Genomic DNA, 24,804 nt, shown 5'->3' with positions numbered 1-24,804 from the left:
CATCGAGGAGAACCATCATGGGACGTCTGGTGACATTTCTATTGGCTGCCTGCCTGAGCGTAAGCGCCCTGGCGGCGGACACGATCAAGGGCGAACGCAAGGAAGTGTTCGGTGACATCACCGTGCACTACAACACCTTCAACTCCACCTACCTGCAGCCAGATATCGCCAGGGCGGCGGAGCTGGTTCGCAGCAAGAACCAGGGCGTGATCAACGTTTCGCTGATCAAGGATGGCAAGCCGCTGGTCGGCCAGGTCAGCGGCACGGTCAAGGACCTGACCAGCAAGAGCATCCCGCTGAAATTCCGCCAGATTACCGAGCAAGGCGCGATCTACTACATCGCCCAGTTCCCGGTGGAGCAGCAGGAAACCCGTACCTTCAGCATCACCGTGCAAACGGGTGGTGACACCAACAGCTTCAGCTTCAACCAAGAGCTATTCCCGGGCGAATAATGAACCTTACGCAACTCGTACTGGCCAGCCACAACGCCGGCAAACTCAAAGAACTCCAGGCCATGCTCGGCGCCTCGGTGCAACTGCGCTCGATCGGCGAGTTCAGCAGCGTCGAGCCCGAGGAGACCGGCCTGTCGTTCGTCGAAAACGCCATCCTCAAGGCACGCAACGCCGCGCGCATTTCCGGCCTGCCGGCACTGGCCGACGACTCCGGCCTGGCGGTGGACTTCCTTGGCGGCGCGCCGGGCATCTACTCGGCGCGCTATGCCGACGGCCAGGGCGACGCGGCGAACAACGCCAAGTTGCTGGAAGCCCTGAAAGACGTCCCTGAAGCTCAGCGCGGCGCGCAGTTCGTCTGCGTCCTGGCCCTGGTGCGACACGCCGACGATCCGTTGCCGATCCTCTGCGAAGGCCTGTGGCACGGGCGCATCCTCACGGCTGCCAGCGGCGAGCACGGCTTCGGCTACGACCCGCTGTTCTGGGTGCCGGAACGTGACTGCTCCAGCGCCGAGCTGGGCCCGGTGGAGAAAAACCAGCTCAGCCACCGCGCCCGCGCCATGGCCATTCTGCGGCAACGCCTGGGCCTGCAATGAGTCATGACCCTTCTGCGTCGCCGCTGATTCTCGGCGGCGCGCCAACGCCTCGGGCGGCGCTGCCCCAGTTGCCGCCCCTGGCGCTGTACATCCACATCCCGTGGTGTGTACGCAAATGTCCTTATTGCGATTTCAACTCCCACGCTGCCAGCCCGACGTTGCCGGAAGAAGAGTACGTCGACGCCCTGCTGGCCGACCTCGACCTGGAGCTGCACGCGGTCTATGGCCGGCAGCTGAGTTCGATCTTCTTCGGCGGCGGCACCCCGAGCCTGTTCAGTGCCCAGGCCCTCGGCCGGCTGCTTGAGGGCGTGGAACAGCGCATCCCCTTCGCCGGCGACATCGAGATCACCCTGGAAGCCAATCCCGGGACCTTCGAGCAGGAGAAGTTCACCGCCTACCGCGCCCTGGGGATCAACCGCCTGTCCATCGGCATCCAGAGCTTCCAGGAACAGAAACTCAAGGCCCTGGGCCGCATCCACAACGGTGACGAAGCGGTACGCGCCGCCGGCATGGCGCGCCAGGCCGGGTTCGACAACTTCAACCTGGACCTGATGCACGGCTTGCCGGACCAGTCCCTGGACGATGCCCTGAGCGACCTGCGCCAGGCCATTGCGATGAAGCCGACCCACCTGTCCTGGTATCAGCTGACCCTGGAACCCAACACGGTGTTCTGGAACCAGCCGCCGGTACTGCCGGAAGACGACACCCTGTGGGATATCCAGGAAGCCGGCCAGGCCCTGCTGGCCGAGCATGGCTACGCCCAGTACGAAGTCTCGGCCTACGCCCAGCCCGGCCGCGCGGCGCGGCACAACCTGAACTACTGGAGCTTCGGCGACTTCATCGGCATCGGCGCCGGCGCCCACGGCAAGCTCAGCCACCCGGACGGGCGCATCCAGCGCACCTGGAAGACCCGCCTGCCCAAGGACTACCTGAACCCGGCCAAGCCGTTCAAGGCCGGGGAAAAGACCCTGGGCAACGACGAGCTGCCGTTCGAGTTCCTGATGAACGCCCTGCGCCTCACCGACGGCGTCGACGCCGCGTTGTTCGCCGAGCGCACCGGCCTGGACCTGGCCAGCCTTGCCGAAGGTCGGCGCCAGGCCGAACAAAGCGGCTTGCTGCAGGTCGAACCGTCACGCCTGGCGGCCACGGCCCGTGGGCAACTCTTCCTCAATGACCTGCTGCAATACTTTCTGATCTAAGGAAATCACATGGATCTGGTACTCGACCTGCTTGCCACCGTGTCCCGCTGGAGTCGCAGCAACCTCTCGGAAATTGCCCTATCGCTGGTGGGCTGCCTGCTGGTGCTGTTCGGCGCGGACATCAAGGGCTGGGTCGAGCAGCGCCTGGGCGGCATCGCCGGCGCCCTGCGCGTGCCGCTGATGGCCCTGCTGTGCATGGTCGGCAGCGGCCTGGCGCTGATCTATGCCACGCCGTGGATCGTCCGTGGCCTGAGCCAGTTCAACAACTACAGCCTGGCGCCGGTGCTGCTGGTGGTGCTGGTGCTGATTGGCGTGGCCGCCGACCGCCGCTGACCTCCATAGCCCCTTCGCTGACTGACGGCCACCCCCCGCTATCAAGGAAGAACATGAGCAAGAAAATCATCGAGGACACCAGCAAGTTCCTCAGCTACGTGCTGCGCCACGAACCTCAGGCCATCGGTCTTGAGCTGGACAGCGAAGGCTGGGGCGATATCGACGCGCTGATCAGCGGCGCCGCCAAGGGCGGCCGAAAACTGAGTCGGGAACTGATCGAGCAGGTCGTGGAAGGCAACGACAAGAAACGCTTTGCCCTCTCGGCCGACGGCCAGCGCATCCGCGCGGTCCAGGGGCATTCCAACAAGGCCGTGCACTTGCAGCTGGAGGCGCAGCAACCGCCCGCCATCCTCTACCACGGCACCGCCACGCGCTTCATGGACTCGATCAATGAGAAGGGACTGATCCCGGGTTCACGGCACCACGTGCACCTGTCCCGGGAAATCGACACCGCCCGGGCCGTGGGCCAGCGTTACGGCAAGGTGGTGATCCTGCAGATCGACGCCCAGGCCATGCAGGCCCAGGGCTTCAAGTTCTATCAGGCAGAGAATGGGGTGTGGCTGACCGACCGGGTGCCGGTCGATTTCATCCAAGCCCTGTAGGAGCCAGCTTGCTGGCGAAGGCCTACTTACCGGCCTCTTCGCTGGCAAGCCAGCTCCTACGGCAGCGGGTCCGCGGGACTCAGTCGATTTTTTCGAACTTCAAATCCCACACGCCGTGGCCCAGGCGCTCGCCGCGACGCTCGAACTTGGTGATCGGGCGTTCGGCCGGGCGCGGCACGCATTTGCCGTCCTCGGCCAGGTTGCGATAACCCGGGGCCACGTTCATCACTTCCAGCATGTATTCGGCATAGGGCTCCCAGTCGGTGGCCATGTGCAGAATGCCGCCGACCTTGAGCTTGCTGCGCACCAGTTCAGCGAACGAGGCCTGGACGATACGGCGCTTGTGGTGGCGGCTCTTGTGCCATGGATCGGGGAAGAACAGCATCAGCCGGTCCAGGCTGTTGTCGGCGATGCAGCGGTTGAGCACTTCAATCGCGTCGCAATCGTAGACCCGCAGGTTGGTCAGGCCCTGGGTCAGCACGCCATTGAGCAGCGCGCCGACACCCGGACGGTGAACCTCCACGCCGATGAAATCCTGCTCCGGGGCCGCCGCGGCCATTTCCAGCAGCGAATGGCCCATGCCGAAGCCGATTTCCAGGGAGCGCGGCGCCGAGCGGCCGAATACCTGGTCATAGTCCACCGGGGCGTCAGCCAGGGGCAGCACGTACAGCGGCGCGCCCTGATCCAGGCCGCGCTGCTGGCCTTCGGTCATGCGCCCGGCGCGCATCACGAAACTCTTGATGCGGCGGTGTTGGCGCTCGTCGCCGGCGTCCGGCTGGATTGGCGTGTCGTTTGATTCAGTCATCAATGGCTCTTACTTGATCAGACCATCCAGCGGCGAAGAGGCGCTGGCATAGAGTTTCTTCGGCATGCGACCGGCGAGGTACGCCAGGCGGCCCGCGACAATCGCGTGTTTCATAGCTTCGGCCATCATCACCGGCTGCTGCGCATGGGCGATGGCGGAGTTCATCAGCACCGCTTCACAACCCAGCTCCATGGCGATGGTGGCATCGGAAGCGGTGCCGACACCGGCATCCACCAGCACCGGAACCTTGGCTTCTTCAAGGATGATCTGCAGGTTGTACGGGTTGCAGATCCCCAGCCCGGTGCCGATCAGGCCAGCCAGCGGCATGACCGCGATGCAGCCCATTTCCGCCAGCTGACGGGCAATGATCGGGTCGTCGCTGGTGTAGACCATGACGTCGAACCCTTCCTTGACCAGCACTTCGGCGGCCTTGAGGGTTTCCAGCACGTTGGGGAACAGGGTCTTCTGGTCGGCCAGGACTTCCAGCTTCACCAGGTTGTGGCCATCGAGCAGCTCACGGGCCAGGCGGCAGGTGCGCACGGCTTCCACCGCGTCGTAGCAACCGGCGGTGTTGGGCAGGATGGTGTAGCGATCCGGCGGCAGGATATCCAGCAGGTTCGGTTCGCCCGGGTTCTGGCCGATATTGGTCCGGCGCACGGCGACGGTGACGATCTCGGCACCCGAGGCCTCGATGGCCAAGCGGGTTTCTTCCATGTCGCGGTACTTGCCGGTGCCTACCAGCAAACGCGACTGGTACGTCCGACCGGCCAGGACGAAAGGCTTGTCACTACGAACGTTGCTCATCGGAAATCCTCTGTTGGGGTGAGGTTCTTGCAGAATTCTCTATCAGGCCCGAGGCCCTGGAGCCCTCGTTCCGGGGCCGGTGAAGACGTCTTCCATGGAGCGGGCCAACAGCCGGGCCCGGGCGCTGCGCGGACAAGTGGCAGCGCGGTTGATGCCGGCGACTAGCCGCCGCCGATGGCGTGGACCACTTCCACCTGATCGCCCTCATTGAGGGCGGTTTCGGCGTGCTGGCTGCGTGGAACGATATCCAGATTGAGTTCCACCGCGATCCGCCGTCCGTTCAGCTCCAGACGGGTCAGCAGGGCCGCAACGGTCGAGCCGTCGGGCAGTTCAAAGGATTCACCGTTCAACTGAATGCGCATGCTCAAGGCCGCCATCATTTTTAGGGGCCAGCATTCTAGCCCGATCGTGACCCAAAGGTCAGCTACAAGCGTCAGCCGGCCCCTTGCAGGCGCCAGGCGGCGAGGCCCAGCAGGAACCAGCCAACCAGAAAGGCCAGGCCACCGAAGGGGGTGATGATGCCCAGCTTGCTGATGCCGCTCAGGGTCAGCAGATACAGGCTGCCGGAGAACAGCAGGATGCCCAGGGTAAATGCCGCGCCGGCCCAGGTCACCAGCCGCCCGGGAACATGGGCCGCCAGCAGGGCCACGCCGAACAGCGCCAGGGTATGAACCAGTTGATAGGTCACGCCGGTATGAAAAATAGCCAGGTATTCCGTGCTGAGGCGGTTTTTCAGGCCGTGAGCGGCGAAGGCGCCGAGGGCAACCCCGGTGAAACCGAAGAAGGCGGCCAGCATCAGGAAGCCACGCAGCATGAGGAACTCCAGTCAGATTCAGCGCAAAGGGTCTGTATAATGGCGCGCTCAACGGGTTCGGCCAAGCCATCTCTATGCTGCGTTATCTGTTTCGTCGCCTTGTAAAAGCCTTGATGTGGTTCGTGGTCGGCAGCGTGCTGCTGGTACTGCTGTTCCGTTTCGTGCCACCACCGGGCACCGCCCTGATGGTGGAGCGCAAGATCGAATCCTGGGTCGACAACGACCCCATCGACCTGCAGCGCACCTGGAAACCCTGGGACGAAATCTCCGACAACCTCAAGCTGGCAGTGATCGCCAGCGAGGATCAGAAATTCCCCGAGCACTGGGGCTTCGATCTCGACGCAATCCAGGCGGCCCTGGCCCACAACGAACGTGGCGGTTCGATCCGCGGGGCCAGTACCCTGAGCCAGCAAGTGTCGAAGAACCTGTTCCTGTGGTCCGGCCGCAGCTACCTGCGCAAGGGCCTGGAAGCCTGGTTCACCGCCCTGATCGAGGTGCTGTGGCCCAAGCAGCGGATTCTTGAGGTCTACCTCAACAGCGCCGAGTGGGATGAAGGGGTGTTCGGCGCAGAAGCCGCCGCGCGCCATCACTTCGGCGTCAGCGCGGCCGATCTGTCACGTCAGCAGGCCAGCCTGCTGGCTGCTGTGCTGCCCAATCCAAGGGTGTGGAGCGCGGCACGACCCAGCACTTATGTCATGCAGCGGGCTGGTTGGGTTCGACGGCAGATGAGCCTGTTGGGCGGGGCTGATTATCTGAAGCGGTTGTACGAAACCCGCAAGGCGCCTTGGGCGGAGTAAAGCGGGCGGTTCTTGAACATGTTCGAGAGGGGCCTGGACCAGGGTTTCGCCGGCAAGCCAGCTCCTACGATAGCCGCACAAACAAAAACGCCCCGAGATGATCGGGGCGTTTTGCGTGGTGCCTGGCAACCTTAAGCGGCGATGGACAGCTTCAGCTTGTTCATCGCGCTCTTTTCCAGCTGGCGGATACGCTCGGCGGAAACGTTGTACTTCTGCGCCAGGTCGTGCAGCGTGGCTTTCTCCTCGGCCAGCCAGCGCTGGTAGAGAATGTCGCGGCTGCGCTCGTCCAACACTTCCAGCGCTTCGTGCAGGTTGTGGGTGGAGTTGTCGCTCCAATCGGCATCTTCCAGTTGCAGCGCCGGATCGTAGCGATGGTCTTCCAGGTAGTTGGCCGGCGATTGGAAGGCGCTGTCGTCATCCGCTTCGGCAGCCGGGTCGAAGGCCATGTCCTGGCCGGTCAGACGGCTTTCCATCTCGCGCACTTCACGAGGCTCGACGCCCAGGCTTTCCGCCACGCGATGCACTTCTTCATTGTTCAGCCAGGCCAGACGCTTCTTCTGGCTGCGCAGGTTGAAGAACAGCTTGCGCTGAGCCTTGGTGGTGGCGACTTTGACAATCCGCCAGTTACGCAGGATGAACTCGTGAATCTCCGCCTTGATCCAGTGCACGGCAAAGGACACCAGGCGCACACCCATTTCCGGGTTGAAGCGCTTCACGGCTTTCATCAGGCCAACGTTGCCTTCCTGGATCAGGTCGGCCTGGGCCAGCCCGTAGCCGGAATAGCTGCGGGCGATATGTACGACAAAACGCAGGTGGGCGAGCACCATCTGCCGAGCCGCCTCAAGATCCTGCTCATAGTAGAGACTCTCGGCCAGTTCACGCTCCTGCTCGGGCGTCAGCAATGGAATGCTGTTCACCGTGTGCACATAGGCCTCCAGGTTTGCGCCTGGAACCAATGCGTAAGCAGGTTGCAAAGAAGTGGTCATACGAAAAAACCTCCGACTCACATAACTCGTGCAGTTCAGCACTGCGAAAATTGACCGGAAACCACGAAACAAGTTCCCAAATATTCTGAAAGGTCAATACAAGCAAAAAGACATTACTTCGGTGCCAGCTCCCTCAGGTGGCGGGCCACCGCAATCCACGCACCGATATAACCCAACAGCACCGCCCCAAGCAAGAGCGACAGACCATCGGCAACCGGTACTCCTGCAAGGGCAAAATCACTGCCATACAGGCCGGCCAGACCGACCACCGCGTCGTTCAACCAGTCCAGGCCGAACGCCAGCACTCCCCAGGACAGAATCCCCGCACCGAAGCCATACAACGCCCCCATATAAAGGAAGGGACGTCGCACATAGCTGTCCGTGCCGCCGACGAGTTTAATCACTTCTATCTCGGTGCGGCGGTTTTCAATATGAAGACGAATGGTATTGCCTATCACCAAAAGTAATGCGGAAACCAGCAGCACCGTCAGACCGAAGACAAAACGGTCCCCCAGCTTGAGGATGGCCGCCAGCCGCTCGACCCACACCAGGTCCAGCTGTGCCAGTTGCACCTTGGGCATGTCCGCCAACCGCTGGCGCAAGGCTTCAAGCGTAGCCTTGTCCACCTCGTTCGGCGTCACCAGCACTACGCCCGGCAGCGGGTTGTGCGGCAACTCGCGCAAAGCCTCACCCAGACCGGATTGCTGCTGGAACTCCTCCAGCGCCTTTTCCTTGCTGATGAACTCGGCATCCGCCACCCCGGGCAGGCCCTTGATCTCTGTGCTGAGTTTCTCGCCCTCGCTGGCCGAGGCCCCCAGTTCCAGGTACAGAGAAATCTGCGCTGCCCGCTGCCAGGAACCACCCAGGCGCTCGACGTTGTTGAGCAGCAGCGACAGGCCCATGGGCAGGCTCAGGGCCACGGCCATCACCAGGCAGGTAAAGAAGCTGCCGATGGGCTGCTTGCCCAGGCGCCGCAGGCTGTCCAGCAGGCTGGCGCGGTGGCTTTCGATCCAGGCGTGCAGCAGGGTGGCGAAATCCGGACCGTCGTCCTCGTCGCGTTTTTTCTTCGGCGGCGGTGCTTCGGACGCCTTGGGCGCTACGCGCTCCGCCACTTTAGGGGTACGTGTTGCACTCATACGCCGGCCTCCCCATCACCGATCAATCGGCCACGCTGCAGGGTCAACATGCGGTGACGCATACGCGCGATCAGCGCCAGGTCGTGACTGGCGATCAGCACACTGGTGCCCAGGCGGTTGATATCTTCGAACACGCCCATGATTTCCGCCGCAAGACGCGGGTCGAGGTTACCGGTGGGCTCGTCCGCCAGCAGCAGAGCCGGGCGGTGGACGATGGCCCGGGCGATGCCCACGCGCTGTTGCTGGCCGGTGGACAGGTCGCCGGGGTAAAGATCGGTCTTGTCCGACAGGGCCACGCGCTCCAGGGCCGAATCCACCCGCTTGGCGATTTCCGCCTTGGACAGACCGAGGATCTGCAGCGGCAGCGCGACGTTATTGAACACCGTGCGATCGAACAACAGCTGGTGGTTCTGGAACACCACACCGATCTGTCGCCGCAGGAACGGGATCTGCGCATTGCTGATCTGCCCCAGGTCCTGCCCGGCCAGCAGCAGCTTGCCCGACGTCGGACGCTCCATGGCCAGCAGCAGGCGCAGCAAGGTGCTCTTACCGGCGCCGGAGTGGCCGGTGACAAACAGGAATTCGCCGCGACGGACGCGAAAGCTCAGCTCATGCAGGCCAACGTGGCCGTTGGGATAGCGCTTACCGACCTGTTCGAAACGAATCATGAACGCTCCCGCTCGGCAAACAGTGCCTGGACAAAGGGCTCGGCTTCAAAGGTACGCAGATCATCGATGCCTTCACCGACCCCGATGTAACGGATCGGCAGGCCGAATTGCTTGGCCAGGGCGAAGATCACCCCACCCTTGGCGGTGCCATCGAGCTTGGTCAGGGCCAGGCCGGTCAGTTCCACGGTCTGGTTGAATTGCTTGGCCTGGTTGATGGCGTTCTGGCCAGTACCGGCGTCCAGCACCAGCAGCACCTCGTGGGGCGCGTCGGCGTCGAGCTTGCCGATCACCCGACGGACCTTCTTCAGTTCTTCCATCAGGTTGTCTTTGGTGTGCAGGCGCCCTGCCGTGTCGGCGATCAGCACATCGATACCGCGAGCCTTGGCCGCCTGCACCGCATCGAAGATCACCGAGGCCGAATCGGCGCCGGTGTGCTGGGCGATGACCGGGATCTTGTTGCGCTCACCCCAGACCTGCAGCTGCTCCACCGCCGCGGCACGGAAGGTGTCGCCGGCGGCCAGCATGACTTTCTTGCCTTCCAGCTGCAGCTTTTTCGCCAGCTTGCCGATGGTGGTGGTCTTGCCGGCGCCGTTGACGCCCACCACCAGGATCACGAAGGGCTTGTTCTGGGCCGCGACTTTCAGCGGCTGCTCCACCGGTTTGAGCATGCTGGTGAGCTCGGCCTGCAACGAGGCATAGAGCGCGTCGGAATCGGTGAGCTGCTTGCGCGCCACCTTCTGGGTCAGGTTCTGGATGATCACCGAAGTGGCTTCGACCCCGACGTCGGCGGTCAGCAGGCGGGTTTCCAGGTCGTCCAACAGTTCGTCATCAATGGCCTTCTTGCCCAGGAACAGGCTGGCCATGCCTTCGCCGATACTGGCGCTGGTCTTGGACAGGCCCTGCTTCAAACGGGCGAAGAAACCGACCTTGTTCTCTTCAGCAGCACGGGCCGGCTCGACCACGGGCTCCGCCACCTGGGCGACCGGCTCGGCAACAGGAGCAGGAGCAGGAGCAGGAGCAGGAGCGACAGGTTCGGGGGCGACCGGGACCGGCGCCAGCGCAGCCTGCACCTCGATCACCGGCACCGGGGCGACAACCGCCGCCTCGACAACCGGCTCGGGCGCCGCGCTCAAGGCCGGGATCGGCGGCGTGACATGTTCCGCCTGAGTGTCTTCCACCAGGGCCACCGGCTCTTCCGCTACCGGCAGCGTCAGCCAGGGCTTGTGCTCCGGGCTCGGAGCCAGGGGCAGTTCGGGGGCGACGGCCGCTACCGGCTCAACCTCGACCCGGGGTTGCAGCACCGGCTCGCCGCTCGACAGCACCACCGGCTCGGCCGGGGCTACGCTGGAAGCGGTTTCAATGACCGGAGCCGGTACGGGCTCGACAGGCACTTGCGGCTGTTCGACGACGGGTTCCTGCGGCTTTTTGCGCAGCCATCCGAACAGGCCTTTCTTCTCGCCAGCCGCGGCTGGGGTCTTTTTGTCGTCGTTGGAACCAAACATGGAGACGGCTATCTCAAGGTAGCGATGCGCCAGTGGGCGCTTCGGTAAATAAATATTCGATGCAGAACAGACTGTGTTTATTCCAGCTTGTTCACGCGCAACATGTTGTCGAAATGCCCAAAGGCACTTCAAAGATCGATTTTACTAAAGGACTGGAACGGCAAAATCGGCGAAAAGTCGCAGTTTAGCTGACAAATCAAGGCTTATTGCCGGTAACTCATACAACCTGCTCAAGTACCTGCTGATCCGCGAAGACCTGATAGGCGTGGCCGCCAGTAAAACGGATCAGTATCCTAGCACCTCCTCGCCCGCTGACGCTAAGAACACACGGGCAGCCCAACAGGTTTAAAAACGAATGAATGCTCTAGCCCGCCGCGCCGCAGGCCTGCTGCTCAGCACAGTTTGTCTGCCCCTTGCAGCCCTGGCTGCCGACCCGCAACCCACCCACGAATTCACCCTCGACAACGGCCTCAAGGTCGTGGTCCGCGAAGATCATCGCGCACCGGTGGTGGTGTCCCAGGTCTGGTACAAGGTCGGCTCCAGCTACGAAACCCCGGGCCAGACCGGTTTGTCCCACGCCCTGGAACACATGATGTTCAAGGGCAGCGAGAAAGTCGGCCCCGGCGAAGCCTCGTTGATCCTGCGGGACCTGGGCGCCGAAGAGAACGCCTTCACCAGTGACGATTTCACCGCCTATTACCAGGTCCTGGCCCGCGACCGCCTGGGCGTGGCCCTGGAACTGGAAGCCGACCGCATGGCCAGCCTGCGCCTGCCGGCCGACGAGTTCGCCCGCGAGATCGAGGTGATCAAGGAAGAACGCCGCTTGCGCACCGACGACAAGCCGCTGTCCAAGGCCTACGAGCGCTTCAAGGCCATGGCCTACCCGGCCAGCGGCTACCACACCCCGACCATCGGCTGGATGGCCGACCTGAACCGGATGAAGGTCGAGGAACTGCGCCACTGGTACCAGGCCTGGTACGTGCCGAACAACGCCACCCTGGTGGTGGTCGGCGATGTCACCCCGGATGAGGTCAAGACCCTGGCCCAGCGCTATTTCGGCGCCATCCCCAAGCGTGACGTGCCACCGGCGAAGATCCCCCTGGAACTGGCCGAACCCGGCGAGCGCCTGATCACCCTGCACGTGAAGACCCAACTGCCGAGCCTGATGCTGGCCTTCAACGTACCCAGCATCGCCACCGCTGAAGACAAACGCGCCGTCAACGCCCTGCGCCTGGCCGCGGCCCTGCTGGACGGCGGCGATAGCGCACGGATCCCGACCCTGCTGGAGCGCGGCGAAGAGTTGCTGTCCAACGGCTCCACCAGCTATGACGCCTATACCCGGGGCGACAGCCTGTTCATGCTCTCGGCCACCCCCAACAGCCAGAAGAAGAAAACCATCGCCCAGGCCGAAGCCGGGCTGTGGCGCCTGCTGGAGCAGTTGAAGACCACCCCGCCGTCCGCCGAGGAACTGGAGCGGGTCCGGGCCCAAGTGATTGCCGGCCTGGTCTACGAGCGTGACTCGATCACCAGCCAGGCCAGCGCCATTGGCCAGCTGGAAACCGTCGGCCTGTCGTGGAAGCTGATGGACACCGAGCTGGCGGAACTGCAAAGCGTGACCCCGGAAGACATCCAGAAGGCCGCCCGCACCTATTTCACCCGGGAGCGTATGAGCGTGGCCCATGTACTGCCTGAGGAGTCCGCTCATGAGTAAGCGCAAGAATGCTTCACCGGTCCTGCTGGGCCTGGCCCTGGTCGCCCTGCTCACCGCCGGCGGCCTGTACCTGTCGCGTTCCGGCGAATCCAACGCCAGCCAGGCCCTGGACAAGGCCAAGAGCAGCCAGAAGTTGCAATCCCTGGCCGAACTGGACGGCAAGGCCCCCAGCCACCGCAACCTCAACGTGCAGACCTGGAACACCGCCGAAGGGGCCAAGGTGCTGTTCGTCGAAGCCCGCGAACTGCCGATGTTCGACATGCGCCTGATCTTCGCCGCCGGCAGCAGCCAGGACGGCAACACGTCCGGCCTGGCCCTGCTGACCAACGCCATGCTCAACGAAGGCGTACCCGGCAAGGATGTGGGCGCCATCGCCCGGGGCTTCGAGAGCCTGGGGGCGGATATCGGCAACGGCGCCTACAAGGACATGGCCGTAGTCTCGCTGCGCAGCCTGAGCGCTGTGGATAAACGCGAACCGGCGCTGAAACTGTTCGCCGAAGTGGTGGGCAAGCCGACCTTCCCCGCCGACTCCCTGGCGCGGATCAAGAACCAGTTGCTCGCCGGTTTCGAATACCAGAAGCAGAACCCCGGCAAGCTGGCCAGCCTGGAACTGATGCAGCGCCTGTACGGCAGCCATCCCTACGCGCATGCCAGCGAAGGCAATGCCAAGAGCGTTCCGACTATCACCCAGGCGCAACTGCAGGCCTTCCACGCCAAGGCTTATGCCGCCGGCAACGTGGTGATCGCGCTGGTGGGCGATCTGTCGCGCAGCGACGCCGAGGCGATCGCCGCGCAAGTTTCCGCCGCCCTGCCCAAAGGCCCGGCCCTGGCCAAGGTCGAGCAACCCACCGAACCCAAGGCCAGCATCGGCCATATCGAATTCCCGTCGAGCCAGACCAGCCTGCTGCTGGCGCAACTGGGCATCGACCGCGACGATCCGGACTACGCCGCCGTATCCCTGGGCAACCAGATCCTCGGTGGTGGCGGTTTCGGCACCCGGCTGATGAGCGAAGTGCGCGAGAAGCGCGGCCTGACCTACGGCGTCTACTCGGGCTTCACCCCGATGCAGGCCCGCGGCCCGTTCATGATCAACCTGCAGACCCGCGCGGAAATGAGCGAAGGCACCCTGAAGCTGGTGCAGGACGTGTTCGCCGACTACCTGAAGAACGGCCCGACCCAGAAGGAACTGGACGACGCCAAGCGCGAACTGGCCGGCAGCTTCCCGCTGTCCACCGCCAGCAACGCCGATATCGTCGGCCAGCTGGGCGCCATGGGCTTCTACAATCTGCCGTTGAGCTACCTGGAAGACTACATGCGGCAAACCCAGGAACTGACGGTGGAACAGGTCAAGGCCGCCATGAACAAGCACCTGAGTGTCGACAAGATGGTCATCGTCAGCGCCGGCCCCAGCGTCGCGCAAAAGCCGTTGCCGCCCCCCACTGACAAACCCGCCGAGCAACCGCTCGGGGTTCCGGAGCACTGATGGCCCGTCCAGCCCGTCCCAGCAAGAAACCCGTCCACAACCAGCACAACGGCGTGGGCCAGCTGCGCATCATTGGCGGCGAATGGCGCAGCCGCAAGCTGAGCTTCCCCGACCTGCCGGGCCTGCGCCCGACCCCGGACCGGGTGCGCGAAACCCTGTTCAACTGGCTGGCGCCCTATGTCGCCGGAGCCAAGGTCATCGACCTGTTCGCCGGCAGCGGCGCGGTGTTCCTCGAAGCCCTGTCCCGTGGCGCCGCCACGGGCTTGGCCCTGGACAGCAGCAACGTGGCCATCTCCAGCCTGCGCGAGCACCTGGGCACCCTGCGTTGCACCGTGGGCCAAGCGCAGACCGCCGATGCCCTGCGCTACCTGGAAACCCAGCCGGCGACACGGTTCGACCTGGCCTTCCTCGACCCACCGTTCAACCAGAACCTGCTGCCCGCCGCCTGCGCCCTGCTGGAGGAACGCGGTTGGCTGGCGGACGACGCCTGGATCTACACCGAAAGCGAAACCGCGCCATCGACCCTGGGCCTGCCTGGAAGCTGGCGTCTGCACCGTGAACAAAAATCCGGGCAAGTGTATTACTCGTTGTGGCAACGTATGGCAGACAACGCTGCCTGAGGCAGCCGGAACAAGGCGCGCAGCCCGCCCGGGCCGCGCGCCGCTGCATCGAGATCCTCCCCGTGCCCGACTCGCCTGATCGTTTCATCCCCGCCTTCGGCCTGGGCAACCCGCACCTGCAGACCCTGTGGGGCCCGCTGTGGCGCCCGGCCACTCAGTTGGAGCGCCAGCGCGAGCGCTTGTGGCTGGATGACGGCGACTTTCTCGATCTGGACTGGCACGGCCCCCATAGCGCCGAAGCCCCTCTGGTGCTGGTGCTGCATGGCCTGACCGGCTCGTCCAACTCGCCTTATGTGACCGGCCTGCAGCAGGCCCTGGCCACTCGCGGCTGGGCCAGCGCGGCGCTGAACTGGCGCGGCTGCTCCGGCGAACCCAACCTGCTGCCGCGCAGCTACCACTCCGGCGCCAGCGAAGACCTGGCTGCGGCCATCGCCCACCTGCGAGCCAAGCGCCCCCAGGCGCCGCTGTATGCGGTGGGCTATTCGCTGGGGGGCAATGTGCTGCTCAAGTACTTGGGGGAAAGCGGCAGCGCCAGCCCGCTGCAGGGCGCCAGCGCGGTGTCGGTGCCGTTTCGCCTGGACCAGTGCGCCGACCGCATTGGCCAGGGGTTTTCCAAGGTCTATCAGGCGCACTTCATGCGCGAGATGCTGGCCTATATCAAGGACAAGCAGCGCCAGTTCCAGCACGACGGGCGCCACGAAGGCCTGGCCACCCTGGCCCGACTGGGCCCTCTGGAAAAGATGCGCACCTTCTGGGACTTCGACGGCCGGGTCACCGCGCCGCTGCATGGTTTTACCGATGCCCAGGACTATTACCGCCGCGCTTCCAGCCGCTATTTCCTGGGCGAAATTCGCACCCCGACCCTGATCATCCAGGCTGCGGACGACCCTTTCGTGTTCCGCCACAGCCTGCCCGAGGCCGGCGAGCTGTCTGCCAGTACCCAGTTCGAACTGCAGGCCAAAGGCGGCCACGTGGGTTTTGTCGGCGGCAGCCTGAAGCATCCGCGCTATTACCTGGAACAGCGCATTCCGCAATGGCTGATGGACCTGGGCCGCCATGGCTAAGTCCAGCCGAGAGTCGATCCGTTTCTGGCAGACCGAACCCCTGGCGGGGGTCGAGTTGCTGGCGGCGCGCTATATCGAACAGCGTTTCGTGCCTCACGTGCACGAGGGCTATGTGATCGGCATGATCATGGCCGGCGCCCAGCGCTACCGCTATCGCGGTGCCGAGCACCTGGCGGGCAGCGGCACCCTGGTGCTGATCAACCCGGACGAATTGCACACCGGGGCCAAGGGCGTCGAGGACGGTTGGCTGTACCGGGCCTTCTACCCGGACAACCGGCAGATACTCGGCCTGCTCGATGAACTGGAACTGCCCAACGGCAGCCTGCCGGCCTTTGCCGCGACCCTGTACCGCGACCCGGACCTGGTGCAGGGTTTTGCTCGCCTGCACCACCTGCTGGAAAGCCCGGCCACAGCCCTGCAGCAACAGACCCAATGGCGGGAAATGCTGCTCTTGCTGTTGCAGCGGCACGCCGGGGTTCGGGCACTGGGCGAGCCCGGGCAAGAACATCGGGCGATTGTCCAGGCCAAGGAACTGCTGCGCTCGCAACTGGCCGCGCCACCGTCACTCGAAGAGCTGGCGGCGGCGGTGAACCTGTCGCCGTTTCACTTCGCCCGGGTGTTTCGCCGGGCCACGGGAATTCCACCTCACACCTGGCTGATGCAGCAGCGCATCGCCAAGGCCCGGGCCCTGTTGCGCGATGGCTGTCTGCCGCTGGAAGTGGCCACGCAATTGGGGTTTGCCGACCAGAGTCACCTCAGTCGGCAGTTCAAGCAGGTGTATGGGGTGGCGCCGGCGGCTTATCGCAGCGCCGTTTTGCAGTAGGGCGGTGATGCTTTCGCGAGCAAGCTCGCTCCTACGGCGAAGAGGCCGACTGGGCAACTCGTCAATCGCCAGTGGCGACAGGCCGCTGGGCATCGGTGATCCATTCGCTCCACGAACCGGCATACAGCCGCGCCAGGGGATAGCCGGCCAGGCACAGGGCGAACAGGTTGTGGCAGGCGGTGACCCCGGAGCCGCAGTAAGCCACCAGGTGCTCCGGAGAACGTCCGGCGAGTTTTTCGGCAAAACGCTGCTTGAGCTGCTGCGCCGGCAAAAAGCGTCCGTCGCTGTCCAGGTTGTCGGTGAACGCCGCGCACTGGGCCCCGGGAATATGCCCGGCCACCGGATCGATCGGCTCCACGTCACCACGAAAACGTGGCAAGGCGCGGGCGTCCAGCAAGGTCAGGTCCGGCTGGCCCAGGCGCTGCTTCAGGTGCTCGGCATCCAGCAGCAAAGCGTGATCGGGCTGACCGCTGAAGTGCCCGATCCCACTGTCGGGGGCATCCAGGCTCAGGGGCAGGCCGGCGGCATGCCAGGCTTTCAGGCCGCCGTCGAGCATGAACACACCATCGCGCTTGCCCAGCCAGGCCAGCAACCACCAGGCACGGGCGGCATAGGCACCGGGGCCGTCGTCATAGAGCACGACCTGGCTATCGTTATCGATGCCCCAGGCCTGCAGGCGCGCCACCAGTTGCGCGGGCTCCGGCAACGGATGCCGGCCGGTCACGCCCTTGATCACCGGTGCGCTCAGATCCCGGTTCAGATCGGCGAAATGCGCGCCGGCGATATGCCCTTGGGCATAGCTGCGCTGGCCGTAGTCCGGGTCTTCCAGGGCAAAGCGACAATCCAGAATCACCAGGCCGGGCTGCTGTTTCTTCTGGTCCAGGGCAAGCGGGCTGATCAACTGCGCAAGGGGCATGGCGGGCTCCTGTGAATAAGTCGGAGGTTGATCCTACTGCACTTCTTCCAGGGCTTGGGCCAGGGGCACGTAAAACTCTTCGAACAGCGCATTGACCGCTTCCCGGGCCTGATCGGTGACAAAGCCGGTTTCCAGCACCAGCACCTGATACACCCCGCGCTTGATGGCTTCTTCGCTCAGGTGGGTGGAGCTTTCCCGGGTGGTACACAGAAAACGCACCCAGGAGGTGAGGATGATCCAGGCATTGAGGGTCAGGGATTCGATCTGCACCTTGTCCATGGCAAGGATTCCGGCGTCGACGAAGCGCCCGTAGATGGCCATGCCCTGGATCAGACAGCGCTGGGAGAAACGCCGGTAGCGCGCGGCCAGTTCCGGGTCGCTGTCCAGCAGGTGCTCCAGGTCGCGATGCAGGAAACGGTAGCGCCACATGGCCGCCAGCAGTGCCTGCAAGTAATAGCGCTTGTCCTGCACCGTGACTGCGCGCCCGGGCGGCGGGCGCAGAAAGCTGTCCACCAGGTTTTCATACTCGGCAAACAGCACGGCGATGATCGCCTGCTTGTTGGGGAAGTGGTAGTACAGGTTGCCTGGGGAAATCTCCATGTGCGCCGCAATATGGTTGGTGCTGACGTTGCGTTCGCCCTGCTGGTTGAAGAGTTCGAGGCTGAACTGGACGATGCGTTCGCGGGTTTTTATCCGTGGGGCCATGGGTGTGGGCTTTAATCAGAAGGCTGGGGTGCATCTTACGTTCTATCCCACTGGGGATAAATCGCGACCGGCACCGGATGGTATTTGACAATTTAGAGCATAAGCTCTAAAAAACTAGCCACCGCCAAAAACCGGAGCCCGTCCATGTCTGCCGAAATCGCCTACCTGCAGGATTCCCTTCAGCAACAGGACGTGCTGCATGAGCTGTTCGAGGCCCAGCGCCGGGCCTTTGCCGCCAACCCCATGCCGCCTGCCGCGCAGCGCCAGCAATGGCTCAAGTCGCTGCACGATCTGCTCGACAACGAGCGCCAGGCGCTGATCGACGCCATCAGCCAGGACTTCAGCAACCGCAGCGCCGATGAAACCCTGCTAGCCGAGCTGATGCCCAGCCTGCACGGCATCCACTACGCTCGCAAACACCTGAAAAAGTGGATGAAGCCATCCCGCCGCGCCGTGGGCCTGGCCTTCCAGCCGGCCTCGGCCAAGGTGGTGTACCAGCCCCTGGGCGTGGTCGGGGTCATAGTGCCGTGGAACTACCCGCTGTACCTGTGCATGGGCCCGCTGGTCGGAGCCCTGGCCGCTGGCAACCGGGTGATGCTCAAGCTCAGTGAGTCCACCCCGGCCACCGGTCTGTTGCTCAAGCAACTGCTGGCGCGGGTATTCCCCGAGGACCTGGTGTGCGTAGTGCTGGGTGAGGCCGAAGTGGGCATGGCGTTTTCCAAGCTGCGTTTCGATCACTTGCTGTTCACCGGCGCCACCAGCATCGGCAAGCACGTGATGCGCGCCGCCGCGGAAAACCTGACCCCGGTGACCCTGGAATTGGGCGGCAAGTCCCCGGCCATCGTCTCCAGCAGCGTTCCACTCAAGGACGCCGCCGAACGCATCGCCTTCGGCAAGACCCTGAACGCCGGGCAGACCTGCGTCGCCCCGGACTACGTGCTGGTGCCGGAAGAACGCATCGGTGCCTTTGTCGAAGCCTATCGCCAGGTGGTGCGCGGCTTCTTCCCGACCCTGGCGGACAACCCCGACTACACCGCGATCATCAACCAGCGCCAGTTGAACCGGCTCAACGGCTACCTGAGCGACGCCACCAGCAAGGGCGCGCTGCTGGTGCCGCTGTTCGAGCAAAGCCAGGAACGCCGTCTGGGCCACAGCCTGCTGCTCAATGTCACGGACGACATGACCGTGATGCAGGACGAGATCTTCGGCCCGATCCTGCCCATCGTGCCCTACAAGACCCTGGACCAGGCCTTCGCCTACATCACCCAGCGCCCGCGCCCCCTGGCCCTGTACTACTTTGGCTACGACAAGGCCGAGCAGCAGCGAGTGCTCAACGAAACCCACTCCGGTGGCGTGTGCCTCAACGACACCCTGCTGCACGTGGCCCAGGACGACCTGCCGTTCGGCGGCATCGGCCCTTCCGGCATGGGCCACTACCACGGCCATGAAGGCTTCCTGACCTTCAGCAAGGCCAAGGGAGTGTTCATCAAGCAGCGCTTCAATGCCGCACGCCTGATCTACCCGCCGTATGGCAAATCGATCCAGAAACTCATCCAGAAGCTGTTCATTCGTTAACCAGTACAACGCCGGGTAATAACAACAATGACCCCTAGCCTGTCTGCAACACCCGCGCTGTCACGGCGCGGCCTGCTGAAAGTCGGCCTCTGCGCCAGTGCCTTCCTGGCCACCGCCGGGCTCGGCGCAAGCCTCAGCGGTTGCTCCGCCAGTACCCCTGCCAGTGGTTTCAGCATGCTGCGCAGCAACGACCTGCCGTTCCTGCGGGCGCTGATTCCGGTGATGCTCGAAGGCGCGGTGGCGGCGGACAAGATGCCCGCTGCCGTCGAGGGCACCCTGGCCAACCTGGACAATGCCCTGAACCACCTTTCGCCGGAGATGTTCAAGCTCACCCAGCAACTGTTCGATGTACTGGGCATGGCGGTGACCCGCGGCCCGTTGACGGGGATCTGGGGCAGCTGGGAGAACGCCGGCGCGGACGACATCCGACACTTCCTCAGCCGCTGGGAAAACAGCTTCCTGGCCCTGCTGCGCATGGGTCACGCCTCGTTGCTGCAGCTGGTGATGATGGCCTGGTACACCCGCCCCGAATCCTGGGCCCACTGCGGTTACCCCGGGCCACCCAAGGTCTGATCGGTCCGTGTAGACGCTGCCACTGGTTGCGCGAGCGCTAGGTTCGCGGGGCGATGGGGGAGCACCAGGGGATCGTCAAGCAAGGCCCGGCGGGCCTTTTCGCAGCTTCGCAGGCTCAGCAGCGACAACAGTGGCGCTGCATCGAGCCTTCAATAATAAGAGAGCATCCGATATGCCTGTACCTGATCTGTTCCGCGAAGGCCTGAACCGTGGCTGGAAAACCTACAACGGCTCGCAGCTGGAGCAGGACCTGACCCTGGAAGCCGATGTCGCCATCATCGGCAGCGGCGCCGGTGGCGGCACCACCGCCGAAATCCTCAGCGCCGCCGGCTACAAGGTGCTGCTGATCGAGGAAGGCCCGCTCAAGACCAGCGACGACTTCAAGATGCTCGAAGACCAGGCCTACACCAGCCTCTATCAGGAAGGCATCGGGCGCATGAGCAAGGACGGCGCCATCACCATTCTCCAGGGCCGCGCCGTGGGCGGCACGACCCTGATCAACTGGACATCGAGCTTTCGCACCCCGGACCCGACCCTGGAACACTGGGCCCGGGAACACGGGGTGGTGGGCCACAGCTCGGCCGAGATGGCGCCCTGGTTCGAGAAGATGGAACAGCGCCTGGGCGTCGCGCCCTGGGTCATGCCGCCCAACGCCAACAACGACGTGATCCGCAAGGGCTGCGAAGCCCTGGGCTACAGCTGGCACGTGATTCCGCGCAACGTCCGTGGTTGCTGGAACCTGGGCTATTGCGGCCTGGGCTGTCCGACCAACGCCAAGCAGTCGATGCTGGTGACCACCATTCCGGCGACCCTGGAGAAAGGCGGCGAACTGCTGTACCTGGCCCGGGCCGAGCGCCTGCTGATCAAGGACGACAAGGTCAGCGGCCTGCAGTGCCAGGCCATGGACGCACGCTGCGTCGCCCCCACCGGGCGTACCGTCACGGTCAAGGCCCGGCACTACGTACTGGCCGGTGGCGGCATCAACAGCCCGGCCCTGCTGCTACGCTCCGATGCCCCGGACCCGCATTCGCGGCTGGGCAAGCGCACCTTCCTGCACTTGGTGAACTTCTCCGCCGGGCAGTTCGACGAAGTGATCAACCCCTTCTACGGCGCGCCGCAATCGATCTATTCCGACCATTTCCAGTGGCAGGACGGTACCACCGGCAAGATGTCCTACAAACTTGAAGTGCCGCCCCTGCAACCGGCCCTGGCCAGCACCCTGCTGGGCGGTTTCGGGCCGCAGAGCGGACTGTCCATGGAACAACTGCCCCACACCCACGCGATGCTGGCCCTGCTGCGGGATGGCTTCCACCCCGACAGCACCGGCGGCAACGTCGAACTGCGCGGCGACGGCACCCCGGTGCTCGACTATCAAGTCTCGCCCTACGCCTGGGACGGCCTGCGCCGGGCCTTCCACAGCATGGCGGAGATCCAGTTCGCCGGTGGCGCCAAGGCGGTCAAGCCGCTGCACAGCGATGCCCGCTTCGCCAAGAGCCTGAATGAGGTGCGTGCGCAGATCGACGGCCTGGACCTGGCCCTGTACCGCACCCGCCTGGGCAGCGCCCACGTGATGGGCGGCTGCGCCATGGGCGAAGACCCGAAAATCGCCGTGGCCGACAGCCTCGGGCGCCACCATCAACTGCACAACCTGTCGATCCATGATGGCTCGCTGTTCCCCACCAGCATCGGCGCCAACCCGCAGTTGTCGGTGTACGGCCTGACCGCGCAGCTGGCCACGGCCCTGGCGCAGCGCTTGAAAACGGCGTGAAACAGCCGGGAAATTTCGGCGTCCATAGGGCTTTCTTCTCCAAAAGGCGACTTGGCCGACCGGGAAGGCTGCGATACCATCCGACTCCCCAACGGATTCCCGCCAGGACGACGCGATGAACCGAGTGTTGTACCCAGGTACCTTCGACCCTATTACCAAGGGCCACGGCGATCTGGTCGAGCGCGCCTCGCGGCTGTTCGACCACGTGATCATCGCCGTTGCCGCCAGCCCCAAGAAAAACCCGCTGTTCCCCCTGGAGCAGCGCGTGGAACTGGCGCGCGAGGTGACCAAGCACCTGCCCAACGTTGAAGTCGTCGGCTTCTCCACGTTGCTGGCGCATTTTGCCAAGGAGCAGAACGCCAATGTGTTCCTGCGCGGCCTGCGGGCGGTTTCGGACTTCGAATACGAGTTCCAGCTGGCCAACATGAACCGCCAATTGGCACCGGACGTGGAAAGCCTGTTCCTCACCCCGTCGGAGCGCTACTCGTTCATTTCCTCGACGCTGGTCCGTGAAATTGCTGCCTTGGGCGGTGATATCACCAAGTTCGTCCACCCCGCCGTCGCCGACGCGCTGACCCTGCGCTTCAAGAAGTAAGCCCCCTTGGCCCCGCTTCGGGGCCATTGCCCGACGCCAGCCATCACGCCTGCGTGCACTGCGGGCGTCAATACGGCACAATTGCGCGCATTCGTTTTTACATGCCCGGGCCTGCCGCCCAGGCCGGAGTCCCCCATGTCCCTGATCATCACCGACGATTGCATCAACTGCGACGTCTGCGAACCCGAGTGCCCCAACGCGGCGATCTCCCAAGGCGAAGAGATCTACGTCATCGATCCGAACCTGTGCACCCAGTGCGTCGGCCACTACGACGAGCCACAGTGCCAGCAAGTGTGCCCGGTGGATTGCATTCCGCTGGACGAAGCGCACCCGGAAACCGAAGAAGAGTTGATGGCCAAGTACCGGAAGATCACCGGCAAGGCTTGAGTGATGGAACGCCCTTTCGGCTCCCACAACCCCCTGTAGGAGCCGGCTGGCCGGCGAAGCTTCTCAGCTCTGGCAACGCGGGCAATAGACGCTGGCCCGCTGGCCCAGCTTGATTTCCCGCAGCCCCGTGCCACAGACCTTGCAGTGCTCCGCGCCGCGCCCGTAGACGAACAGCTCCTGCTGGAAGTAGCCCGGCTGGCCGTCACCGCCGATAAAGTCGCGCAAGGTGGTGCCGCCACGCTCGATGGCCGCGGCCAGGATGCGCTTGATCTCGATCGCCAGCTTCACATAGCGGGCTCGGGAGATGCCCTTGGCTTCACGACGCGGATCGATCCCCGCGGCAAACAGCGCCTCAGTCGCGTAGATGTTGCCCACCCCGACCACCACCGCGTTGTCCATGATGAACGGCTTGACCGCCATGGAGCGGCCTCGGGACAGCTGAAACAGGCGCTCACCGTCGAACAGATCGGTCAGCGGCTCCGGCCCCAGGCGCGCCAGCAGCTCGTGATTCAGCGGGTCCAGGCTCCAGAGCATGGCGCCAAACCGGCGCGGGTCGGTGTAGCGCAGGGCCAGGCCCGATTCCAGCTCGATATCCACATGTTCGTGCTTGGCCGCCGGCTGGCCGATCTCCACCAGACGCAGATTGCCCGACATGCCCAGATGACTGATGAGGGTGCCGACTTCGGCATTGATCAGCAGGTACTTGGCCCGGCGATCCACCTGGACAATGCGCTGCCCGGACAGGCGCACGTCCAGATCCTCGGGAATCGGCCAGCGCAAGCGCCGGTCACGGACAATCACCCGACTGACCTTCTGGCCTTCCAGGTGCGGCGCGATCCCGCGCCGGGTGGTTTCGACTTCCGGTAATTCAGGCATCTTCGCCTCAGGTACTCATTGCGATATGAACAGTCAGTGTGCGCCCAGCTCGCGCACGGTTTCCTTGAGGTTCTCGAAGTCGTAGTCCGACAGGCCGACGTAATCGAGAATCAGGTGGCCGATGCTGTTCCACTCGAAATCCTGGGTCTGGTTGCCCAGCACCCGGTAGGAGGCGCAGATGTGCTCGGCCATCTTCAGGATCGCCAGCAGGTTCTTCAGCTGGCTGTTGCGCGACGACTCGTCGCTGAAGATCGCCAGGGCATTGTGGTGATTGGCGATGGCGTTGGTCACGTGTTCCGGCAAGCGCCAGGATTTGGCGGTGTAGTAGCCGACTACCGCGTGATTGGTGTTGAAGGCTCGGTTTTCCGTGTCCACCACCCGCCGCTCAGGCCCGGCACTGCCGTAAGCCTCTTCCAGCACCGCCATGTAGTTGGGGAAGCGCTTGAGCATCAGCGGCACGCCGCAATCATGGAACAGACCCAGGGCGTAGGCCTCGTCCACCGCTTGCGAGCCAGTGCGCTTGGCCAGGGTCAGGCAGGTCATGGCCACATCCTGGGCGGTGTCCCAGAAGCGGTTGAGGGTGACGATGGTTTCATCGCTCATCTCGCCCTTGATCGACTGCGCGTTGATCAGGTTGATGATCGAGCGGCTGCCCAAGAGATTCACCGCGCGCTGGATCGAAGCAATCTTGTTGCTCAGCCCGTAATACGGCGAATTGACGATCTTCAGCAACGCACCGGACAGGCCCGGGTCCTGGGAGATCAGCTTGGCGATCACCTCCAGGTCGGGATCGGGCATGTACTGCTCCATCTGCAAATCCACCATGATTTGCGGCTGGGGCGGCACGCTGATGCCTTGCAGGGCCTGCTGGATCTGTTCGGCTGATAGCTCTTGGGACATAAGTACACACTCTGGCTGAGGCGGCGATTCTAACCCCTAACGGGCCAATGTTGGGCGAACGGACAGGAACTTTACCCTGGGCCTTTAGCCGCAGGTCCATTGGCCGTCGCTGAAGTT

28 protein-coding genes are annotated in these 24,804 nt (G+C 64.0%); 16 read left to right on the top strand and 12 right to left on the bottom strand.

Features of this window, described 5'->3' with window-relative positions; genetic code table 11:
• The first annotated feature begins 17 nt into the window (after positions 1-17).
• The 5 genes from DNK59_RS25560 to DNK59_RS25540 are packed head-to-tail and all read left to right on the top strand — an operon-like array spanning position 18 to position 3,179.
• A complete protein-coding gene (locus tag DNK59_RS25560; protein ID WP_092308779.1) occupies positions 18-452 on the top strand; it encodes a DUF4426 domain-containing protein in 435 nt (144 codons plus the stop codon).
• Positions 449-1,045, top strand: coding sequence for an RdgB/HAM1 family non-canonical purine NTP pyrophosphatase (gene rdgB, locus DNK59_RS25555; protein WP_167365682.1), 597 nt, complete (start codon positions 449-451; stop codon positions 1,043-1,045). The genes DNK59_RS25560 and rdgB overlap by 4 nt, the downstream gene beginning before the upstream one ends.
• A complete protein-coding gene (hemW, locus tag DNK59_RS25550) occupies positions 1,042-2,244 on the top strand; it encodes a radical SAM family heme chaperone HemW (RefSeq protein ID WP_110725041.1) in 1,203 nt (400 codons plus the stop codon). Before rdgB ends, hemW begins: the two co-directional genes overlap by 4 nt.
• A gap of 9 nt (positions 2,245-2,253) precedes the next feature.
• The gene (locus DNK59_RS25545; RefSeq protein WP_110725040.1) at positions 2,254-2,577 is read left to right on the top strand and encodes a DUF3392 domain-containing protein; all 324 of its coding nucleotides are present in this window, start codon (positions 2,254-2,256) and stop codon (positions 2,575-2,577) included.
• Positions 2,578-2,630: 53 nt separating this feature from the next.
• Positions 2,631-3,179 (top strand): RNA 2'-phosphotransferase, encoded by a 549-nt coding sequence (locus tag DNK59_RS25540; protein WP_110725039.1) that lies wholly within the window; start codon positions 2,631-2,633, stop codon positions 3,177-3,179.
• Between the two features lie 79 nt (positions 3,180-3,258).
• Here the strand turns inward: DNK59_RS25540 and trmB are convergent, their stop codons facing one another.
• The 4 genes from trmB to DNK59_RS25520 all read right to left on the bottom strand — a co-directional run bounded on the left by trmB (position 3,259) and on the right by DNK59_RS25520 (position 5,602).
• The gene (trmB, locus tag DNK59_RS25535) at positions 3,259-3,984 is read right to left on the bottom strand and encodes a tRNA (guanosine(46)-N7)-methyltransferase TrmB (RefSeq protein WP_110725038.1); all 726 of its coding nucleotides are present in this window, start codon (positions 3,982-3,984) and stop codon (positions 3,259-3,261) included.
• 9 nt (positions 3,985-3,993) lie between these two features.
• A complete protein-coding gene (locus tag DNK59_RS25530; protein WP_011064024.1) occupies positions 3,994-4,788 on the bottom strand; it encodes a thiazole synthase in 795 nt (264 codons plus the stop codon).
• Between the two features lie 161 nt (positions 4,789-4,949).
• Positions 4,950-5,150 (bottom strand): sulfur carrier protein ThiS, encoded by a 201-nt coding sequence (gene thiS / locus DNK59_RS25525; protein ID WP_167365616.1) that lies wholly within the window; start codon positions 5,148-5,150, stop codon positions 4,950-4,952.
• 71 nt (positions 5,151-5,221) lie between these two features.
• Positions 5,222-5,602 (bottom strand): DUF423 domain-containing protein, encoded by a 381-nt coding sequence (locus DNK59_RS25520; protein ID WP_092308761.1) that lies wholly within the window; start codon positions 5,600-5,602, stop codon positions 5,222-5,224.
• A 74-nt stretch (positions 5,603-5,676) separates the two neighbouring features.
• On the opposite strand from DNK59_RS25520, the gene mtgA reads away from it, so the two are divergent.
• Complete coding sequence (gene mtgA, locus DNK59_RS25515; protein ID WP_110725037.1) at positions 5,677-6,399, top strand: monofunctional biosynthetic peptidoglycan transglycosylase; 723 nt, start codon at positions 5,677-5,679, stop codon at positions 6,397-6,399.
• A 131-nt stretch (positions 6,400-6,530) separates the two neighbouring features.
• Here mtgA and rpoH read toward each other — a convergent pair whose 3' ends face one another.
• From rpoH to ftsY, 4 genes are all read right to left on the bottom strand, one after another.
• Positions 6,531-7,385, bottom strand: a complete 855-nt coding sequence (rpoH, locus tag DNK59_RS25510) for an RNA polymerase sigma factor RpoH (RefSeq protein ID WP_016967616.1) — start codon at positions 7,383-7,385, stop codon at positions 6,531-6,533.
• Between the two features lie 113 nt (positions 7,386-7,498).
• Positions 7,499-8,521, bottom strand: coding sequence for a permease-like cell division protein FtsX (gene ftsX / locus DNK59_RS25505; protein ID WP_110725036.1), 1,023 nt, complete (start codon positions 8,519-8,521; stop codon positions 7,499-7,501).
• Positions 8,518-9,189 carry a cell division ATP-binding protein FtsE gene (gene ftsE / locus DNK59_RS25500; protein WP_016967614.1) on the bottom strand — a complete coding sequence of 224 codons (672 nt, stop codon included), beginning with the start codon at positions 9,187-9,189 and terminating at the stop codon, positions 8,518-8,520. Before ftsE ends, ftsX begins: the two co-directional genes overlap by 4 nt.
• On the bottom strand, positions 9,186-10,691 hold the full coding sequence (ftsY, locus tag DNK59_RS25495) for a signal recognition particle-docking protein FtsY (protein WP_110725035.1): 1,506 nt from the start codon (positions 10,689-10,691) through the stop codon (positions 9,186-9,188). Before ftsY ends, ftsE begins: the two co-directional genes overlap by 4 nt.
• Positions 10,692-11,046: 355 nt before the next feature.
• Between ftsY and DNK59_RS25490 the strand changes: the two genes are divergently transcribed.
• From DNK59_RS25490 to DNK59_RS25470, 5 genes are all read left to right on the top strand, one after another.
• Complete coding sequence (locus tag DNK59_RS25490; protein ID WP_110725034.1) at positions 11,047-12,402, top strand: pitrilysin family protein; 1,356 nt, start codon at positions 11,047-11,049, stop codon at positions 12,400-12,402.
• Positions 12,395-13,885 (top strand): pitrilysin family protein, encoded by a 1,491-nt coding sequence (locus DNK59_RS25485; RefSeq protein ID WP_110725033.1) that lies wholly within the window; start codon positions 12,395-12,397, stop codon positions 13,883-13,885. The genes DNK59_RS25490 and DNK59_RS25485 overlap by 8 nt, the downstream gene beginning before the upstream one ends.
• Positions 13,885-14,505 (top strand): 16S rRNA (guanine(966)-N(2))-methyltransferase RsmD, encoded by a 621-nt coding sequence (gene rsmD / locus DNK59_RS25480; protein ID WP_110725032.1) that lies wholly within the window; start codon positions 13,885-13,887, stop codon positions 14,503-14,505. Before DNK59_RS25485 ends, rsmD begins: the two co-directional genes overlap by 1 nt.
• Positions 14,506-14,567: 62 nt before the next feature.
• Positions 14,568-15,569, top strand: a complete 1,002-nt coding sequence (locus DNK59_RS25475; protein WP_092308739.1) for a hydrolase — start codon at positions 14,568-14,570, stop codon at positions 15,567-15,569.
• A complete protein-coding gene (locus tag DNK59_RS25470) occupies positions 15,562-16,392 on the top strand; it encodes an AraC family transcriptional regulator (RefSeq protein ID WP_110725031.1) in 831 nt (276 codons plus the stop codon). The genes DNK59_RS25475 and DNK59_RS25470 overlap by 8 nt, the downstream gene beginning before the upstream one ends.
• A gap of 61 nt (positions 16,393-16,453) precedes the next feature.
• Here DNK59_RS25470 and DNK59_RS25465 read toward each other — a convergent pair whose 3' ends face one another.
• Positions 16,454-17,308 (bottom strand): sulfurtransferase, encoded by an 855-nt coding sequence (locus tag DNK59_RS25465; RefSeq protein ID WP_110725030.1) that lies wholly within the window; start codon positions 17,306-17,308, stop codon positions 16,454-16,456.
• Between the two features lie 33 nt (positions 17,309-17,341).
• Positions 17,342-18,013 carry a TetR/AcrR family transcriptional regulator gene (locus tag DNK59_RS25460; protein ID WP_092308730.1) on the bottom strand — a complete coding sequence of 224 codons (672 nt, stop codon included), beginning with the start codon at positions 18,011-18,013 and terminating at the stop codon, positions 17,342-17,344.
• Between the two features lie 99 nt (positions 18,014-18,112).
• On the opposite strand from DNK59_RS25460, the gene DNK59_RS25455 reads away from it, so the two are divergent.
• From DNK59_RS25455 to DNK59_RS25435, 5 genes are all read left to right on the top strand, one after another.
• Positions 18,113-19,588 (top strand): coniferyl aldehyde dehydrogenase, encoded by a 1,476-nt coding sequence (locus DNK59_RS25455; RefSeq protein ID WP_256596658.1) that lies wholly within the window; start codon positions 18,113-18,115, stop codon positions 19,586-19,588.
• Between the two features lie 27 nt (positions 19,589-19,615).
• The gene (locus DNK59_RS25450; RefSeq protein ID WP_092308724.1) at positions 19,616-20,161 is read left to right on the top strand and encodes a twin-arginine translocation pathway signal protein; all 546 of its coding nucleotides are present in this window, start codon (positions 19,616-19,618) and stop codon (positions 20,159-20,161) included.
• 172 nt (positions 20,162-20,333) lie between these two features.
• Complete coding sequence (locus tag DNK59_RS25445) at positions 20,334-21,929, top strand: GMC family oxidoreductase (RefSeq protein ID WP_092308721.1); 1,596 nt, start codon at positions 20,334-20,336, stop codon at positions 21,927-21,929.
• A gap of 115 nt (positions 21,930-22,044) precedes the next feature.
• Positions 22,045-22,524 (top strand): pantetheine-phosphate adenylyltransferase, encoded by a 480-nt coding sequence (gene coaD, locus DNK59_RS25440; RefSeq protein WP_003176711.1) that lies wholly within the window; start codon positions 22,045-22,047, stop codon positions 22,522-22,524.
• A gap of 135 nt (positions 22,525-22,659) precedes the next feature.
• Positions 22,660-22,911: a YfhL family 4Fe-4S dicluster ferredoxin gene (locus DNK59_RS25435; RefSeq protein ID WP_007921257.1), complete on the top strand. Its 252-nt coding sequence runs from the start codon at positions 22,660-22,662 to the stop codon at positions 22,909-22,911.
• Positions 22,912-22,974: 63 nt separating this feature from the next.
• Here the strand turns inward: DNK59_RS25435 and mutM are convergent, their stop codons facing one another.
• Positions 22,975-23,787, bottom strand: coding sequence for a bifunctional DNA-formamidopyrimidine glycosylase/DNA-(apurinic or apyrimidinic site) lyase (mutM, locus tag DNK59_RS25430; RefSeq protein WP_110725028.1), 813 nt, complete (start codon positions 23,785-23,787; stop codon positions 22,975-22,977).
• A 33-nt stretch (positions 23,788-23,820) separates the two neighbouring features.
• The gene (locus DNK59_RS25425; protein WP_177431302.1) at positions 23,821-24,633 is read right to left on the bottom strand and encodes an HDOD domain-containing protein; all 813 of its coding nucleotides are present in this window, start codon (positions 24,631-24,633) and stop codon (positions 23,821-23,823) included.
• Positions 24,634-24,804 lie beyond the last annotated feature (171 nt).

This window comes from Pseudomonas sp. TKO26 (assembly GCF_003225665.1).
Taxonomy (GTDB): domain Bacteria; phylum Pseudomonadota; class Gammaproteobacteria; order Pseudomonadales; family Pseudomonadaceae; genus Aquipseudomonas; species Aquipseudomonas saponiphila.
This window is presented reverse-complemented; position numbering and strand designations above follow the sequence as displayed.

Coding starts and splice junctions, on each gene's coding strand:
- DNK59_RS25560 (WP_092308779.1), top strand. CDS start 18: ATGGGACGTCTGGTGACATTTCTATTGGCTGCCTGCCTGAGCGTAAGC.
- hemW (WP_110725041.1), top strand. CDS start 1,042: ATGAGTCATGACCCTTCTGCGTCGCCGCTGATTCTCGGCGGCGCGCCA.
- DNK59_RS25545 (WP_110725040.1), top strand. CDS start 2,254: ATGGATCTGGTACTCGACCTGCTTGCCACCGTGTCCCGCTGGAGTCGC.
- DNK59_RS25540 (WP_110725039.1), top strand. CDS start 2,631: ATGAGCAAGAAAATCATCGAGGACACCAGCAAGTTCCTCAGCTACGTG.
- trmB (WP_110725038.1), bottom strand. CDS start 3,984: ATGACTGAATCAAACGACACGCCAATCCAGCCGGACGCCGGCGACGAG.
- DNK59_RS25530 (WP_011064024.1), bottom strand. CDS start 4,788: ATGAGCAACGTTCGTAGTGACAAGCCTTTCGTCCTGGCCGGTCGGACG.
- thiS (WP_167365616.1), bottom strand. CDS start 5,150: ATGCGCATTCAGTTGAACGGTGAATCCTTTGAACTGCCCGACGGCTCG.
- DNK59_RS25520 (WP_092308761.1), bottom strand. CDS start 5,602: ATGCTGCGTGGCTTCCTGATGCTGGCCGCCTTCTTCGGTTTCACCGGG.
- mtgA (WP_110725037.1), top strand. CDS start 5,677: ATGCTGCGTTATCTGTTTCGTCGCCTTGTAAAAGCCTTGATGTGGTTC.
- rpoH (WP_016967616.1), bottom strand. CDS start 7,385: ATGACCACTTCTTTGCAACCTGCTTACGCATTGGTTCCAGGCGCAAAC.
- ftsX (WP_110725036.1), bottom strand. CDS start 8,521: ATGAGTGCAACACGTACCCCTAAAGTGGCGGAGCGCGTAGCGCCCAAG.
- ftsE (WP_016967614.1), bottom strand. CDS start 9,189: ATGATTCGTTTCGAACAGGTCGGTAAGCGCTATCCCAACGGCCACGTT.
- ftsY (WP_110725035.1), bottom strand. CDS start 10,691: ATGTTTGGTTCCAACGACGACAAAAAGACCCCAGCCGCGGCTGGCGAG.
- DNK59_RS25490 (WP_110725034.1), top strand. CDS start 11,047: ATGAATGCTCTAGCCCGCCGCGCCGCAGGCCTGCTGCTCAGCACAGTT.
- DNK59_RS25485 (WP_110725033.1), top strand. CDS start 12,395: ATGAGTAAGCGCAAGAATGCTTCACCGGTCCTGCTGGGCCTGGCCCTG.
- rsmD (WP_110725032.1), top strand. CDS start 13,885: ATGGCCCGTCCAGCCCGTCCCAGCAAGAAACCCGTCCACAACCAGCAC.
- DNK59_RS25470 (WP_110725031.1), top strand. CDS start 15,562: ATGGCTAAGTCCAGCCGAGAGTCGATCCGTTTCTGGCAGACCGAACCC.
- DNK59_RS25465 (WP_110725030.1), bottom strand. CDS start 17,308: ATGCCCCTTGCGCAGTTGATCAGCCCGCTTGCCCTGGACCAGAAGAAA.
- DNK59_RS25460 (WP_092308730.1), bottom strand. CDS start 18,013: ATGGCCCCACGGATAAAAACCCGCGAACGCATCGTCCAGTTCAGCCTC.
- DNK59_RS25450 (WP_092308724.1), top strand. CDS start 19,616: ATGACCCCTAGCCTGTCTGCAACACCCGCGCTGTCACGGCGCGGCCTG.
- DNK59_RS25445 (WP_092308721.1), top strand. CDS start 20,334: ATGCCTGTACCTGATCTGTTCCGCGAAGGCCTGAACCGTGGCTGGAAA.
- coaD (WP_003176711.1), top strand. CDS start 22,045: ATGAACCGAGTGTTGTACCCAGGTACCTTCGACCCTATTACCAAGGGC.
- DNK59_RS25435 (WP_007921257.1), top strand. CDS start 22,660: ATGTCCCTGATCATCACCGACGATTGCATCAACTGCGACGTCTGCGAA.
- mutM (WP_110725028.1), bottom strand. CDS start 23,787: ATGCCTGAATTACCGGAAGTCGAAACCACCCGGCGCGGGATCGCGCCG.